Raw genomic sequence first — 14,582 nt, 5'->3', positions numbered from 1 at the left:
GCATGTTAAGATTGAACACAACTCTATTTTAAGCGCCGTACTGCCATTTAGTACCGCGGCGCATACAATCACGAAAAGGAAATTCCATGAGTCGCGTATTACTCGTAGATGACGATGCTCTCTTGACCGAATTGCTGACCGAATACCTGACTGCCGAAGGCCTCAACGTTCATAGCGTTCCCGACGGCGAAGCCGGCGTCCAAGAAATTCTGACCGGACAATACGATGTCGTCGTATTAGACTCCATGATGCCTAAAATGAACGGTTTGGACGTACTGAAAAACGTACGCACCCAAAGCACCGTGCCCATCATCATGCTGACCGCGAAAGGCGACGATATCGACCGCATCATCGGTCTGGAAATGGGTGCGGACGATTATGTTCCGAAACCATGCACACCGCGCGAACTCTTGGCCCGCATCAACGCCATCCTGCGTCGTGCGCAACACAGCAACGAACAAAACAACGCGCCTAACAGCATTTCCGTCAGCGACGTTGTCCTCTACCCTGCCAAACGCCAAGCCAGCATCAAAGACACTCCGCTCGAATTGACCAGCACCGAGTTCAACCTGCTCGAAGTTTTGATGCGCCACGCCGGACAAGTCGTCAGCAAAGAGACCCTATCCATCGAGGCACTCGACCGCAAACTGGCTAAATTTGACCGCAGCATCGACGTACACATCTCCAGCATCCGCCACAAACTGGGCGATGCCTCCCTGATTCAAACTGTACGCGGCTTAGGCTACCTGTTTGTTAAAAACTAAAGATTAAACAGATCAATGAAACTGTTTCAACGCATCTTCGCCACATTTTGCGCAGTCATCGTCTGCGCAATCTTTGTGGCGAGTTTTTCATTTTGGCTGGTACAAAACACCCTCGCCGAAAACCAATTCAACCAACGCCGCACCATCGAAACCACATTGATGAGCAGCATCATCTCCGCGTTCAACTCGCGCGGAGACAGCGGTGCGCGCGAAATTCTTTCGGAATGGAAAAACAATCCGGTTTCCAATGCCGTTTATGTGATTACCGGCGACGATAAAAAAGATATTTTAGGCCGCAACATCGACAGCCTGTCCATCGAACGCGCCCGCATCTTCGCCATCAACAATCCCGAATCCGATTTAGCCCACATCGAATACGACCGTTTCGGCGAAGAATACCTCTTCTTCATTAAAGGCTGGGATAACCATCAAGCCCAACGCCTGCCCAGCCCGCTTTTCATTCCCGGCCTGCCGCTTTCGCCGATTTGGCACGAATTTATTATTCTGTCTTTCATCATCATCGTCGGCCTCTTGATGGCATATATCCTTGCCAACAACATCACCAAGCCCATTAAAATTCTTGGCGGCGGTATGGACAGGGTAGCCAACGGCGAACTCGAAACCCGCATTTCCCAGCAAGTTGACGACCGTGACGACGAATTGTCCCACCTTGCCGTACAGTTCGACAAAATGGCCGAAAAATTGGAAAAACTTGTGGCCAAAGAGCGTCATTTGCTCCACCACGTTTCTCATGAAATGCGTTCGCCGCTGGCGCGCATGCAGGCAATTGTCGGCCTGATTCAATCTCAGCCGCAAAAACAAGAGCAATACCTCAAGCGGCTTGAAGGCGAGCTGGTGCGCATGGATACTTTGGTAGGTGAATTATTGACCCTCTCCCGCCTAGAGACTTCCAATATTCCTTTGGAAAAAGAAAACCTCAAACTCGTTCCGTTCCTAACCAACTTGATTGAGGACAACCAAAGCATTGCCCACCAAAACAATCAAAGCGTTACCCTGAGCATTGACCCCAAAATCCCTGAAAATGCCGTGATCAGTGCCAACGAAGGCTATCTGTACCGCGCCTTTGACAACGTTATCCGCAATGCCATCAACTACAGTCCGGAAGGCAGTACCATTCAGGCCCATATCGGACAAGACGGCAAACACTGGATTATCGATGTTACCGACAACGGCCCGGGTGTCGATGAAATGCAGCTTCCGCATATTTTTACCGCCTTTTATCGTGCCGACTCCAGCGCACACAAGCCCGGCACCGGCTTGGGACTTGCCTTGACGCAACACATCATGGAGCAGCACTGCGGCAAAATCATTGCTGAAAATATCAAACCCAACGGCCTGAGGATGCGTTTTATCCTTCCCAAAAAGAAAGCCGGAGACAAAAAAGAAGCCTAAAAATAAGGCCGTCTGAAACTCTTCAGACGGCCCAAAACACAAATAAGGAACCATCATGAATGCAACCGTCCAAACCGGCTACTTCTTCATGCCCGAACACATCATCCTTGTCGGCGCCAGCGAACGTCCGCACAGCCTTGGTGAACGCATTTTCAGCCACCTGCTCGGTTCCTCATATCAAGGCAAAATCACGCCCGTCAATCTCCGCCACAGCAGCGTCGCCGGACTCCCTTCCTACTCCAGCCTCAGCAAAATTCCAGGCCAGGCCGACTTAGTTGTCGCCGTCATCCCGCACGACCATTACGACACACTGTTCAAAGCCTGCCGCAAAAAAGGCCTGCGCCACATTATCCTGATCCAAGATTGGGAAAACCTGCCGCCCGAATCCTGCAAAAACGCCCGTTCCATCATTCAAAAATATCACGGCGACGAATTAAACATCAGCGTTTGTAACAGCGCAGGCGTCCAACTTCCCTCACTCAATCTCAATATCGGCACCCAAGCCGACTATCCGGCCGGCCATATCGCATTACTCACCGGCCACAGCACTGTCAGCCGCAACATCAACCATCTGCTGAACACAATGCATCAAGGAGTATCGCGCCATATCAGCCTCAACTACAACCTAAGCCCCACCACATCCGCCGACTGGCTCAACCGCTTCGGCCACAACCGCCATACCAAAGTTGCCGTCATCCACTACAATCCGGCCGAAAACCAACGCGAGCTGTTCAGCGCCATCCGACACTTTGCACGCCACACCCCGCTTATCCTGTTGTCCACACACTACACCGACGACACAGACAAAGCCGTCCTACACAGCCTCAGCCGCCATTGCAACTTCCTGCCGGTATTCAATACCAACGAACTCGAAGCAGCCTTAAAAGCCCATCTTTCCGGCATTCCCGTCATTACCCATCCCACTATTTTGTCCGATACGCCGATAGAATGGCTGCGCAGCACCGCCGATGCCTGCCAATTGACTCTCAACCTTCCAACCGACGCACCATCCATCCAACAAGGCTGCATCGGCAGCGACCCCACGCCCGCACGCATCCACCGCCTGGCACTCGAACAATTGCAAAATCCGCACACCCAAGCCCTGCTCGGCATTATTTCGCCGGACACACCAGATGCGTACGGCATTCATCAAACACTGAATAACTTAGCACAAAAAACCAGCAAGCCCATTCTCATCAGCCATCGTTTTTCAGACGGCCTGACCCGGTTCAACACCCCGGAAGAAGCCTTGCTGACACTTTATTTCCGCAATCAAACCGCCTGTTTGCAACAAGCGCAAAACACCCCCGCCCCGGCCAAAACAGGCCGTCTGAAAACGCCTAAAAACAAAAGTATCGATAAAGCCATTGCATCTGGTCAAACCGAACTGATGGCAGAAGCCCTATACCTGCCTCCGTTCCAAACCCAAAAGCACAATGCCGTTCAATTCCGATTCAGCCGTCATCCCATTTACGGCAAGATCCTGACCGCCCATTACAACGGCCAAACCCAAGCCGCATTACCGCCCTTTACCACGCTCGATATCCAGCGTTTAAGCCAATTTGCAGAACTTGACAACACTTCCGTTCTCAATCAATTCCTGCACTCCCTAAACACGCTTATCCACAACAATCAGCATATCGGCGACATCATCCTCAACTACAACGGCAGCCAATACAGCAGCACCATCATTCCCGAAATTGTGGAAAAACCAGCCGCGCCGACAACCAAAATCCCCAAAAAAGCCGTCCAAACCTTAGAACAAGCCGCCGCCAAAATGCAAAGTGCCGCCGCCTACCTCCAACAAAAAAATCCGGCTGCAGCCGAATTCCTACGCAACACCGGCGAAGCCGCGTCCGAACTGCTGCACCCTAAAACCGAAACACCCGAAATACAAAACGTACTCGCCCCCTACCCGAATCAAACCGACACATTCGTCCTGCCCGACGGCAACACCCTGCACATTCGCGCACTAGAGCCTGAAGATGCCGAAGCCAAACAAAAATTTGTCCGCCAATTACCTGCGGCCGACCGCTATACGCGCTTCATGACCCACACCAACGAATTGCCGCAGCCTACACTCGCACGGCTGACCCGCCCCGATTTCCATAACGAATGCGCATGGGCCGCCTTCGCTTCAGACGGCCGTATCGTCGCAGTCAGCCGTTATAGCCGCATCAATCGCAACGAATGCGAATTCGGCATTACATTGGCCGCCGAAGCCCGCAAAACCGGCTTGGCCGGCAAAATGATGAGCCTCATTATACAAACTGCCACACAGCAAGGTTATCAAACCATGAATGCGGAAATCCTCAAAGAAAACACACCAATGCTCAAACTCGCTGAAAAATCAGGATTTACCGTTACCCCGTTGGAAACCGACCGCGGACTGTATCAAGCAAGCCTCGATTTGAACGAATGGCAAAACAGCAACAAAAACAAATAAAAACTTGCATAACCCGTGTGAAATATCCTAAAATTAGCGGTTTCTATATATCCGCATTTTTCAAAAGGACTCAAAATGGTAGTTATCCGTTTGGCTCGCGGCGGCTCAAAACACCGCCCTTTCTTCAACGTAGTCGTAACTGACTCTCGCAACCGTCGTGACGGCCGCTTCATCGAGCGCGTAGGTTTCTACAACCCCGTTGCCAACGAAAAACAAGAACGCGTACGTTTCGACGCAGACCGCATCAACCACTGGGTCGCTCAAGGCGCGAAAGTTAGCGATGCAGTTGCCAAACTGATTAAAGAGCAAAAAATCGCTGCTTAATCAGCTGAAACGACCATGACAGACACTCAAAAACGGGTAGCCATGGGCTACATCAAAGGCGTATTCGGCATTAAAGGCTGGCTTAAAATTGCCGCCAATACCGAATACACCGACAGCCTGCTGGACTACCCAGAGTGGCAGTTATGCAAGGATGGCAAAACCCTGAATGTCACGCTTGAAACAGGTAAAATTGTCAATGGCGAACTTCAGGTCAAATTTGAAGGTATAGACGATCGCGATCAAGCATTTGCCTTGCGCGGCTATACCATCGAAATTCCCAGAGAGTCATTCGCCCCTACTGAGGAAGACGAATACTACTGGGCAGATTTAGTCGGCATGACCGTCATCAACAAAGAAAATATCGTCCTCGGCAAAGTCAGCAACCTGATGGAAACCGGCGCGAATGATGTTTTGATGATTAAAGGCGAACACGGACAAATCCTGATTCCCTTCGTCTCCAACTATATCGAATCTGTTGATACCGACAGCAAAACCATTATCGCCGACTGGGGTTTGGACTACTGATGCTGATTCAAGCCATCACCATTTTTCCAGAGATGTTCGACAGTATTGTCGAATATGGCGTTACAGGCAGGGCAAGAAAACAAAACCTTTGGCAGTTTCAAGCCATCAATCCCCGAAAATTTGCCGACAACAAACTTGGCTATATCGATGATCGCCCCTTCGGAGGCGGCCCGGGAATGATTATGATGGCACCGCCGCTTCAAGCGGCAATTGAAGAAGCTAAAACAAACTCGCAAAAACCTGCCAAAGTAATTTATCTCAGTCCGCAAGGTCAGCCGCTGACACACAAAAAAGCCGCAGAACTTGCCGAACTGCCCCATCTTATCCTTCTATGTGGACGCTATGAAGGCATAGATGAAAGACTGTTACAACGCAGTGTGGACGAAGAAATCAGCATTGGCGACTTTGTTGTCTCGGGCGGTGAATTACCCGCCATGATGTTGATGGATGCCGTCTTAAGATTGGTACCGGGTGTATTGGGCGATATACAGTCAGCCGAACAAGACTCATTTTCAGACGGCCTTTTAGACTGTCCTCATTACACCAAACCCGTAGAATTCCAAGGCATGATGGTTCCTGATGTCTTACGTTCAGGAAATCATGGCTTGATTGCCGAGTGGCGATTGAAACAATCGCTGCGACGCACTTTAGAGCGCCGACCCGATTTATTGGAAAAGCGCAGTTTAATCCCAAAGGAATCCCGCCTCTTAAAAGAAATCTTGCAAGAGCAACAGGAAATCCAATCATAACTTAGGAAAAACAAATGAACTTGATTCAACAATTAGAGCAAGAAGAAATCGCTCGCTTGAACAAAGAAATCCCTGAATTCGCTCCAGGCGACACCGTTGTCGTATCTGTACGCGTGGTTGAGGGTTCTCGCAGCCGTCTGCAAGCATACGAAGGTGTGGTTATCGCCCGCCGCAACCGTGGCCTGAACAGCAACTTCATCGTTCGCAAAATCTCTAGCGGCGAAGGTGTAGAACGTACTTTCCAACTGTACTCTCCTACCGTAGAAAAAATCGAAGTTAAACGCCGTGGTGACGTACGTCGCGCCAAACTGTACTACTTGCGTGGCCTGACCGGTAAAGCGGCCCGCATTAAAGAAAAATTGCCTGCTCGCAAAGGTTAATCGCTTTCTTCAAAAACCCACTTCAATGAAGTGGGTTTTTTGTTTTTATACAAGATCTCCTCGTCTTTCTTACACAATCCTGTAAGCCAATCACAATTCCCATCTCACGCATAAACTTAAACAGAATCATAACCCCCTACTTTTGACCTCTATAAAAAAGGCCGTCTGAAACAAAAGATTCAGACGGCCTTGAATTACATCGGGCGGTTATTTAAACCATCCTGCTAATGCTGGAATACGTGATAACAACAATGTATCCAAAATCCAAATAACAGCGATTGCGGCAACGGCCGTTGGGAAAATCACAGCCAAAATCAGAAGTGGCACAGCCATTGCCCACCATACCGGCAATTTGATTTTCTGCGCAGGAGGAACCAAACCACGCGCTTCAGAAGGACGGCGTTTCCACCACATCACACAGCCGCTGACACAGATAAAAATAATCGCCAGGCAGAACACAACATTCGCCAACACGCTCCACCAGCCCAGTGTACCCATATGCAAAGCAATACTTGCCGCCATGAATTTACCAAACCAGTTGTAATCATCGAAATGAATATCAGCCAGGATTTTGCCGCTGTATTGATCAATATGTACCGTACGGTCGGCGGTCGGACTAATCATATCGTAACTCATTGAGTCTTGCGACAGCGTCCATACACCGGTCTCACCCTTAGGTAAATTAAGCTGATAGCGGCCTTTAAAGCCAATTTCGCGTGCAAAGCGGTCAACCGTCTCCAACGTCATCGGCTCGCTCGGATTAATGCCGTTTTCGCCCAGTGTCGTACCGGAAACCGGCATAGGCGTCAGCTCTAAAATCCACGGTACTTCTTTGGATTTGCCATCATTCAACACATCGCCATGAGTTGGCACGGAAGATACCGGATTAGGTTCCACGCCCCATTTGCCGGCTGGGAATTGGCTCCATGCCTGCACAGCCTTACCGCCCCAAATACCTGCCCAAGCAATACCAGACAAACAGAACAGCAGCAAAATCAAAGAAACCCAAGAGCCAACCGCACCGTGTAGGTTACGCCACCAAGAACGGCCTTTGCCTGCTTTAGGTAAAAGGACGGCCTTCAGACTACGCTGTTTTACCCACCACAAATAAATACCGGTCACAATCATGATGATGGTTAGCGACGCAGCAGTTTCCAACAGGTAGTCACCAGTCGCACCCATCATCATATCGCCGTGGATTTCATCCATCGTGTGATACCAGCCTTGACCGCGCGGCATCGTGTTCACGACTTTTGCCGTATAGGGATCAACAGCAACCATAGTGGCTTTATCGTCATTGTTCACGCGGAATACGGCAACCATATCATCTGCGCGCGGCGCAATATACTGCACTACAGAAGCAGTTTCCGGATTCACAAACTGTCTGGCAGCTTCAGCCTGAGCCGACAAAGGCTGAACCACTGCCTGCGGCGTAACATGTATGCGTTCGCCTTCTTTACCGGTGATATTGGCAAATAGCAGCATTCCCAACCCTGTAACAGCGAGCAGGGTTAAAAACGGCGCAACCAAAAGTCCGGCATAGAAATGCCATCGCCAAACAGTCAAATAACGGCGGTTAGCCTGTTGTTCATTTTGGGAAGTTGGTTTTGTTTCCATATATTCTCTTTATATAATTAAAGCAGACTAATCCTTAAGAATTATTAGCAAGCATTTTAATCAAAACCATTCATTTACGAAACCGTTTTTCAAGCGTAGCTTTGAAATACTTCAATATTTAGTTTGCAGGCCGTCTGAAAAAACAAAATAGACAGAAAACAACACTTTACTGAAAACCCGTTTTAATCATTGCGGTTTCGGCAGAATTTGGTAGAATACAGGCATTACTTATTTATTCATCAAGCCGCCAAGCTTTGGCGGCTTGTATTTTTATTTCCAATCCGGCTCCCGCGCGTGGCCGGATAAAATTTTAAAAGCATCATCATGCTTTCATGGAGAACTCAATGCAAAAAATCCCTTTGACCGTCCGCGGTGCAGAATTGTTGAAACAAGAACTTCAACACCTCAAAAGCGTAGCACGCCCAGAAGTCATCGAAGCCATCGCCGAAGCACGCTCACACGGCGACTTGTCTGAAAACGCAGAATACGAAGCCGCCAAAGAGCGTCAAGGCTTTATCGAAGGCCGTATTGCCGAGCTGGAACACAAACTCTCTATGGCCCACATCATCAATCCTGCCGAAATCCATGCCGAAGGCAAAATCGTATTCGGCACAACAGTAACACTGGAAGATTTGGAAACCGAAGAACAAGTAACCTACCAAATTGTCGGCGAAGACGAAGCAGACATTAAAAAACGCAAAATCTACGTTGGCTCCCCAATTGCCCGTGCCTTGATCGGAAAAGAAGAAGGCGACGTTGCAGAAGTTCAGGCCCCCGGCGGCGTGCGTGAATATGATATTATTTCCGTACAATACATCTAAATAAACTCAAGGCCGTCTGAAAACGTTCTCAGACGGCCTTTTGTTACACCATCACAACTAAAACAGAATTTCCCAAAGAGAAACCAGATGAGTCTGCCCTACAAAATCACTCAAACCGCTGCTGCCATTTGGCTAGGCATGCAACTGACAGCAGGCTATATTGTCGCCCCCATCCTATTCCATCTCCTGCCTAAGATGCTGGCAGGCGAAATCGCCGGCATTTTGTTTGCCATTACCGCAATATGCGGCTTAGTTATTTTTGGCGCAGCCTATGCCTTTTTCAGACGGCAACTGGCCTCCCTCTCTTGGTGGGTTTTGGTACTTTGGCTACTCTTAGCCTGTAATCATCTTTTGGTTACGCCGGTTATCGAGGCGCACAAGTACGGACTGGATAACTGGCTCTTATCCCTAGTAGGCGGAACATTCGGCATTTGGCATGGCTTATCCAGGATTATTTTTTTAATCTGTACGATACTGGCAGCGATGTGCGTATGGAAATGGCCCGGGCCAAACTAAACTGTTTTAATAAAAGGCCGTCTGAAAATAAATCTTTCAGACGGCCCTTCTCATTTTGAAATCACGAATTATCTTAATTACTCAAATACAAGCCATAAAAAATGCCCCGCATATCGCAGGGCATTTTTCACAAACCGATTAAGGTTTAGCGTAACCGTGAACGCCATTGTAAGGAGCTGGGATCCAACCTTCATCAGTAGCAGGCAATTCGCCTTGACCTTCGATAGTTTGGCCTGGAGCAACTTGACGAGTGACAACGCTGCGGATTTTAACATCAACGCGGCGGTCAGGTTCGATACAAGCGATAAGAGCAGCACGTTTCTTAGCTTTAGAAACTTTTTTGCCCAGTTTAGCAACTTCAGCTTCACAAGTAGCAGTCATGCGAGCTTGAGATTCGCCCAGACCTACTGCAGAGATTTTGCTAGAAGCAACGCCATGACCTACCAAATAGTTAGCAACTACGTTAGCACGACGCTCAGACAGAGCTTGGTTGTATTGCTCAGAACCCATGAAGTCAGTGTGACCTTCAACACGTACAGTTTGTACGCTTTCGTTGCTCAGGCGTTGGGCCAAAGCGTCCAGGTTTTCTTGAGCTTCAGGACGCAAGTTATCTTTGTCGAAGCCGAACAGAGTTTTAGTAGACAGAGAAACAGTTTCATCAACATACTCAGGAGCTTGTTGTACAGGAGCAACTGCTTCGCGGTCACCACATTCAACACGGCCTTGGGTAGCTTTGTCGAAGTAGCTGTTTTTCCAGCATTCGCCGTAGTTGTTACGGACGATTTCTTGAGATTGGCTGCTTACGGTGTAACCGTGTTTGGTATGCGCTTCGCTGGCCATTGCGGTGCCAGAGGCAACCAAGGCAACGAACAATGCGCTTAATTTCAGCTGTTTGGTCATTTTATTCCCTCATCAAATTGTTATGCGGCGGACTAGGAAAGCAACCGCTGCAAAGTACCAATATACAGGCCGCAGTATCAAAACAGCGACAAATCGGATATATCAGGTTGCACTATAAAGAAGCGCAAGGCAAACTGTCAATACTCGATGCCTTCAAACAATTATGAAGTGCCTGCTTCCTAGTAGTTAATCATGCCGAAAAATCAATCTTGTGTCATTAATTTAGGGCAAAATCAGACAATTCACCTACCCGAAGTTGTACAAAAACAACAAAATTCCTTTCCCTCTTCCTTCCTGCATTTCCTGTTTTCATATCATTAAAAGATATTTTCATTAAAAACAACCATTTTCAAAACTCGGGGCAAAACTGGGCAAAATATGTTAAATTACAGACCGTTTGTCGCACAAAATCCACAATAACAACGTATCCGATACTGCTACCATGAAACTGCAACAATTACGTTACGCCCTTGAAGTTTACCGGCACAATCTGAATGTCTCCGAGGCTGCCGATGCGCTTTTTACATCCCAGCCCGGCATTTCCAAACAAATCCGCCTGCTTGAAGAAGAATTGGGTATCCAAATTTTTATCCGCAGCGGCAAGCGTGTGGTTTCCGTTTCGCAACCGGGCAAAGCCGTGTTAGAGATTTCGGAACGGATTTTGCGCGATGTACAGAACATTAAAAATATCGGCAGCGAATTTACCGATCATGACAGCGGCTCCCTGACCATTGCCACGACGCACACCCAGGCACGTTATGCATTGCCTAAAATCGTTGCAGAATTTGTGAAAAACTACCCTAAGGTCAATTTGACCATCAAACAAGGCAGCCCTTCCGCTATTGCCCAAATGGTCAGCAGCGGAGAAGCAGATTTGGCAATTATTACCGAACGCATTGACGATCACCCCGAGTTAGGCAAACTGCCCTGCTATGAATGGAACCATGCCGTCATTGTCCCGCACGACCACCCTCTTTTAGACTGCCGCAATCCTTTAAGCCTTGAAAATTTGGCTTCTTTTCCGCTGGTTACTTACGAATTTGCGTTCAACTCCGGCAGCAGCATTGCGCGTACCTTTAATAAAGCGCATATCGAGCAACCTGATGTTGCCTTATCGGCTGCCGATACGGATGTATTGAAAACGTATGTACGCTTAGGCTTAGGCGTGGGTTTGATGGCCAAAATGGCTTACGATCCCGTTGTCGATCAAGATTTGCAGCTGATAGACGCGGCTCACTTATTTGAGCCGTCGCCCACCTGGATAGCCTTGCGCACCGACACTTACCTGCGTGGTTATGCCTATGATTTTATACAGATGTTTGCACCAAAACTGACCCGCGAAGCGGTTGACCGCATTCTGTACACGCCGGTCGTTGAAGACTTTTCAATTTAACATCTAACTATCACTTGCGTAACTTAACAATTATTCTTTAACTTGTGTTAAAAAGGCCGTCTGAACAATTTCAGACGGCCTCAGATTCAGATAGCGTGCGAACAACCGGAAACCATTTTCTTCAAAGTTGTCGCATCTAGGATTTTGATGTGCTTGTGTTCAACCGAAATCAAGCCTTCGTGATGGAATTTGGATAAGGTGCGGCTGACCGTTTCCAGTTTCAGCCCTAAATAGCTGCCGATTTCCTCACGCGACATCCGCAGGATAAAATCGTTGGCGGCAAAACCTCGGGAATAGAGACGCTGAGATAAGTTAAGCAAAAATGCGGCCAAGCGCTCTTCGGCGCGCATATTGCCCAAAAGCAACATCACGCCCTGATCTCGGACAATTTCACGGCTCATCAAGCGGAAAAAGTGAGAGCGCAGGCTGGGAATATCCTGACCGAGTTCTTCAATGTGCGTAAACGGAAGCTCGCATACTTCGCTGTCTTCCAAAGCCACAGCATCACAACTATGAATATGGGAACAAATCCCATCCATCCCGATCAGCTCGCCCGACATAAAAAAGCCGGTTACCTGATCCCGTCCATCCTGGCTGGCGACTGTTGTCTTAAAGAAACCTGCACGGATGGCAAATAAAGAGGTAAACGGCTCGCCGGCGCGAAATAAGTACTCGCCTTTTTTCAGACGGCGGCTTTGACGGATCACCGCATCCAATTGTAAAAATTCGTTAGGCATTAGTCCGACAGGCAAACACAGTTCGCGTAAAGAACATGTGGAACACAAGGTTTTCATTTGATGTGTTGCATTGTGTGTAGCCATAACGCACCTTTAATTTGCTTAGTTCTCTCAATCCCTGATTAAGCCGAATAACTATTGACCCATATCAAAGTCGGCATATCATTATGAGGCATTCTACCAAACTATCGAAATTTTGACTAAAATTTTCCCTAATTTCCTTACTTCATACTACAAGCCCCGACCATGAAAATCATCCCCATCTCAAATAACACCAACACAAACAATGAATTACCGGAATTCGACCGCGAATTGATTGCCAGTTTGCCATCAAGCGGTCCGCGTTATACATCCTATCCGACCGCCGACCGCTTCCATGAAGGCTTTAAAGAAGCCGAATATATCCAAGCTTTAAACCTGCGCAACATGGGCGCGCTCAACAAACCCCTTTCACTCTACATCCACATTCCCTTCTGCAATACCATCTGCTACTACTGCGGCTGCAATAAAATCATTACCAAAGACAAAAGCCGTGCCGATGCCTATATCCAGTATCTGGAAAAAGAAATGGAATTGCTGGCACCGCATTTGGGCGGACGACACCAGCTTGCGCAACTCCACTTCGGCGGCGGTACGCCGACATTCCTAAGCGACGACCAACTCGAACGCGTCTTCGAAATGATCCGCAAATACTTCCAGCTCATCCCCAACGGCGAATACTCCATCGAAATAGACCCGCGCAAAGTCAGCCGCGAGACCGTCCTCAAATTGGGCAAACTCGGCTTCAACCGCATGAGCGTCGGCATTCAAGACTTCGATCCTAAAGTGCAGGCAGCCGTCAACCGTATCCAAAGTTACGAAGAAACCAAAGAAGTCATCGATGCCGCCCGCGAAGCAGGGTTCAAATCCGTCAGTGTCGATTTGATTTACGGCCTTCCGCACCAAAACACCGAAAGCATCAAAACCACCATTGACACGGTCTTGTCCCTCGACCCCGACCGCCTCGCCCTCTACCACTACGCCCACCTGCCGCATATCTTCAAACCGCAACGCCGTATCGACACCAATGTCGTACCCGGCAGTGAAGAAAAACTCGATATGCTGCAATATTGCGTTCAAACCCTGACTGAGCGAGGCTACGTTTTCATCGGCATGGACCACTTTGCCAAACCTGACGACGAGCTCTCCATCGCACTCAAAGAAGGTTTCCTGCAACGAAATTTCCAAGGTTATTCCACCTATGCCGACTGCGACTTGGTGGCGATCGGCGTGTCCTCTATCGGCAAAATCGGCAGCACCTACTCCCAAAACGAGCGCGATATCGATGCCTATTACGCCGCACTCGACGCCGGACACCTGCCCATCATGCGCGGCTACCAGCTCAATCAAGACGACATTTTGCGCCGCAACATCATTCAGGATTTGATGTGCCGCTTCTCGCTCGACTATCGGATTTACGAAAGCGTGTTCGGCATTCCGTTTAGCCGTTATTTTGCAGCCGAACTGGAAGATATGAAGCAACTGGAAACCCTCGGCCTGGTCCGCCTCAAACCGCACGGCCTGACCGTTACGCCGAAGGGACGTTTCCTGATCCGCAACATCGCCATGGTGTTCGACTATCATCTGCGCCATAAAGAAACCAAAGCCAAATATTCACAAACCGTATAAACACTTAGGCCGTCTGAAAGTATGTGTTATATTTCAGACGGCCTTTTTTCACATCAAAAGCAACAAAATGGATCAACCCGATTTCTTCCCCATCCCCAGTCCCTGTATAGGTGTCTGCGAAGCCAATGCCAAAGGTTATTGCAAAGGCTGCCTGCGCAGTCGGGAAGAGCGCTTGTACTGGCTCCAGATGACCGACAGCCAAAAGCATCAAGTCATGCACCTTCTGTCTCTCAGGAAAGCCAAAATCCGCAACCGCAAAATAGAAAAGCCCGACACGGGCGAACAACCGGTTCAAAATCTGCTCGATTTCTAAACCGCCCTCACCACAC

General features: G+C 48.8%; 15 protein-coding genes. 12 read left to right on the top strand and 3 right to left on the bottom strand.

The genetic code is table 11. The features are described from left to right. The first annotated feature begins 86 nt into the window (after window positions 1-86). The 7 genes from misR (at window position 87) to rplS (ending at window position 6,601) form a co-directional block, all read left to right on the top strand. The gene (gene misR, locus ACTHUT_RS00285; protein ID WP_003748666.1) at window positions 87-764 is read left to right on the top strand and encodes a two-component system response regulator MisR; all 678 of its coding nucleotides are present in this window, start codon (window positions 87-89) and stop codon (window positions 762-764) included. A gap of 15 nt (window positions 765-779) precedes the next feature. Further along, a complete protein-coding gene (locus tag ACTHUT_RS00280; protein ID WP_036493156.1) occupies window positions 780-2,177 on the top strand; it encodes a HAMP domain-containing sensor histidine kinase in 1,398 nt (465 codons plus the stop codon). A 55-nt stretch (window positions 2,178-2,232) separates the two neighbouring features. Then, complete coding sequence (locus ACTHUT_RS00275; RefSeq protein ID WP_440386112.1) at window positions 2,233-4,623, top strand: GNAT family N-acetyltransferase; 2,391 nt, start codon at window positions 2,233-2,235, stop codon at window positions 4,621-4,623. A 75-nt stretch (window positions 4,624-4,698) separates the two neighbouring features. Further along, window positions 4,699-4,947, top strand: a complete 249-nt coding sequence (gene rpsP, locus ACTHUT_RS00270; protein ID WP_003684452.1) for a 30S ribosomal protein S16 — start codon at window positions 4,699-4,701, stop codon at window positions 4,945-4,947. Window positions 4,948-4,962: 15 nt separating this feature from the next. Continuing rightward, entirely contained in the window at window positions 4,963-5,472 is a 510-nt protein-coding gene (rimM, locus tag ACTHUT_RS00265) for a ribosome maturation factor RimM (RefSeq protein WP_036493152.1), read from the top strand. Further along, complete coding sequence (trmD, locus tag ACTHUT_RS00260; protein WP_295697833.1) at window positions 5,472-6,221, top strand: tRNA (guanosine(37)-N1)-methyltransferase TrmD; 750 nt, start codon at window positions 5,472-5,474, stop codon at window positions 6,219-6,221. The genes rimM and trmD overlap by 1 nt, the downstream gene beginning before the upstream one ends. A 14-nt stretch (window positions 6,222-6,235) precedes the next feature. Then, window positions 6,236-6,601, top strand: a complete 366-nt coding sequence (gene rplS, locus ACTHUT_RS00255; protein ID WP_003679470.1) for a 50S ribosomal protein L19 — start codon at window positions 6,236-6,238, stop codon at window positions 6,599-6,601. Window positions 6,602-6,808: 207 nt separating this feature from the next. Here rplS and ACTHUT_RS00250 read toward each other — a convergent pair whose 3' ends face one another. Next, a complete protein-coding gene (locus ACTHUT_RS00250; protein WP_440386111.1) occupies window positions 6,809-8,218 on the bottom strand; it encodes a PepSY-associated TM helix domain-containing protein in 1,410 nt (469 codons plus the stop codon). Between the two features lie 344 nt (window positions 8,219-8,562). Here ACTHUT_RS00250 and greA point away from each other — a divergent pair, with 344 nt between their 5' ends. Next, the gene (gene greA, locus ACTHUT_RS00245; RefSeq protein WP_440386110.1) at window positions 8,563-9,039 is read left to right on the top strand and encodes a transcription elongation factor GreA; all 477 of its coding nucleotides are present in this window, start codon (window positions 8,563-8,565) and stop codon (window positions 9,037-9,039) included. Between the two features lie 87 nt (window positions 9,040-9,126). Then, on the top strand, window positions 9,127-9,555 hold the full coding sequence (locus ACTHUT_RS00240) for a DUF4149 domain-containing protein (protein ID WP_293210198.1): 429 nt from the start codon (window positions 9,127-9,129) through the stop codon (window positions 9,553-9,555). Window positions 9,556-9,693: 138 nt separating this feature from the next. Here ACTHUT_RS00240 and ACTHUT_RS00235 read toward each other — a convergent pair whose 3' ends face one another. Next, on the bottom strand, window positions 9,694-10,455 hold the full coding sequence (locus ACTHUT_RS00235; protein WP_003748686.1) for an OmpA family protein: 762 nt from the start codon (window positions 10,453-10,455) through the stop codon (window positions 9,694-9,696). A gap of 442 nt (window positions 10,456-10,897) precedes the next feature. Here ACTHUT_RS00235 and ACTHUT_RS00230 point away from each other — a divergent pair, with 442 nt between their 5' ends. Further along, window positions 10,898-11,848, top strand: coding sequence for a CysB family HTH-type transcriptional regulator (locus tag ACTHUT_RS00230; protein ID WP_440386160.1), 951 nt, complete (start codon window positions 10,898-10,900; stop codon window positions 11,846-11,848). A gap of 86 nt (window positions 11,849-11,934) precedes the next feature. On the opposite strand, the gene fnr is transcribed toward ACTHUT_RS00230, so the two are convergent. Beyond that, window positions 11,935-12,669: a fumarate/nitrate reduction transcriptional regulator Fnr gene (gene fnr, locus ACTHUT_RS00225; RefSeq protein ID WP_003748691.1), complete on the bottom strand. Its 735-nt coding sequence runs from the start codon at window positions 12,667-12,669 to the stop codon at window positions 11,935-11,937. Window positions 12,670-12,831: 162 nt separating this feature from the next. On the opposite strand from fnr, the gene hemN reads away from it, so the two are divergent. Then, on the top strand, window positions 12,832-14,253 hold the full coding sequence (gene hemN, locus ACTHUT_RS00220) for an oxygen-independent coproporphyrinogen III oxidase (RefSeq protein ID WP_440386109.1): 1,422 nt from the start codon (window positions 12,832-12,834) through the stop codon (window positions 14,251-14,253). 67 nt (window positions 14,254-14,320) lie between these two features. Then, on the top strand, window positions 14,321-14,566 hold the full coding sequence (locus ACTHUT_RS00215; RefSeq protein ID WP_440386108.1) for a DUF1289 domain-containing protein: 246 nt from the start codon (window positions 14,321-14,323) through the stop codon (window positions 14,564-14,566). Window positions 14,567-14,582: the final 16 nt, after the last annotated feature.

This window comes from Neisseria sp. P0022.S010 (assembly GCF_051956635.1).
Note: the sequence above shows the minus strand (reverse complement) of the source record. Positions and strands in the feature narration are given on the sequence as shown.

Bases quoted from the DNA above. Each gene is read 5' to 3' on its own strand.
- fnr (WP_003748691.1), bottom strand. From the start codon at position 12,669: ATGGCTACACACAATGCAACACATCAAATGAAAACCTTGTGTTCCACA.
- rimM (WP_036493152.1), top strand. From the start codon at position 4,963: ATGACAGACACTCAAAAACGGGTAGCCATGGGCTACATCAAAGGCGTA.
- rplS (WP_003679470.1), top strand. From the start codon at position 6,236: ATGAACTTGATTCAACAATTAGAGCAAGAAGAAATCGCTCGCTTGAAC.
- ACTHUT_RS00250 (WP_440386111.1), bottom strand. From the start codon at position 8,218: ATGGAAACAAAACCAACTTCCCAAAATGAACAACAGGCTAACCGCCGT.
- hemN (WP_440386109.1), top strand. From the start codon at position 12,832: ATGAAAATCATCCCCATCTCAAATAACACCAACACAAACAATGAATTA.
- ACTHUT_RS00275 (WP_440386112.1), top strand. From the start codon at position 2,233: ATGAATGCAACCGTCCAAACCGGCTACTTCTTCATGCCCGAACACATC.
- ACTHUT_RS00215 (WP_440386108.1), top strand. From the start codon at position 14,321: ATGGATCAACCCGATTTCTTCCCCATCCCCAGTCCCTGTATAGGTGTC.
- ACTHUT_RS00280 (WP_036493156.1), top strand. From the start codon at position 780: ATGAAACTGTTTCAACGCATCTTCGCCACATTTTGCGCAGTCATCGTC.
- greA (WP_440386110.1), top strand. From the start codon at position 8,563: ATGCAAAAAATCCCTTTGACCGTCCGCGGTGCAGAATTGTTGAAACAA.
- ACTHUT_RS00235 (WP_003748686.1), bottom strand. From the start codon at position 10,455: ATGACCAAACAGCTGAAATTAAGCGCATTGTTCGTTGCCTTGGTTGCC.
- misR (WP_003748666.1), top strand. From the start codon at position 87: ATGAGTCGCGTATTACTCGTAGATGACGATGCTCTCTTGACCGAATTG.
- ACTHUT_RS00230 (WP_440386160.1), top strand. From the start codon at position 10,898: ATGAAACTGCAACAATTACGTTACGCCCTTGAAGTTTACCGGCACAAT.
- rpsP (WP_003684452.1), top strand. From the start codon at position 4,699: ATGGTAGTTATCCGTTTGGCTCGCGGCGGCTCAAAACACCGCCCTTTC.
- trmD (WP_295697833.1), top strand. From the start codon at position 5,472: ATGCTGATTCAAGCCATCACCATTTTTCCAGAGATGTTCGACAGTATT.
- ACTHUT_RS00240 (WP_293210198.1), top strand. From the start codon at position 9,127: ATGAGTCTGCCCTACAAAATCACTCAAACCGCTGCTGCCATTTGGCTA.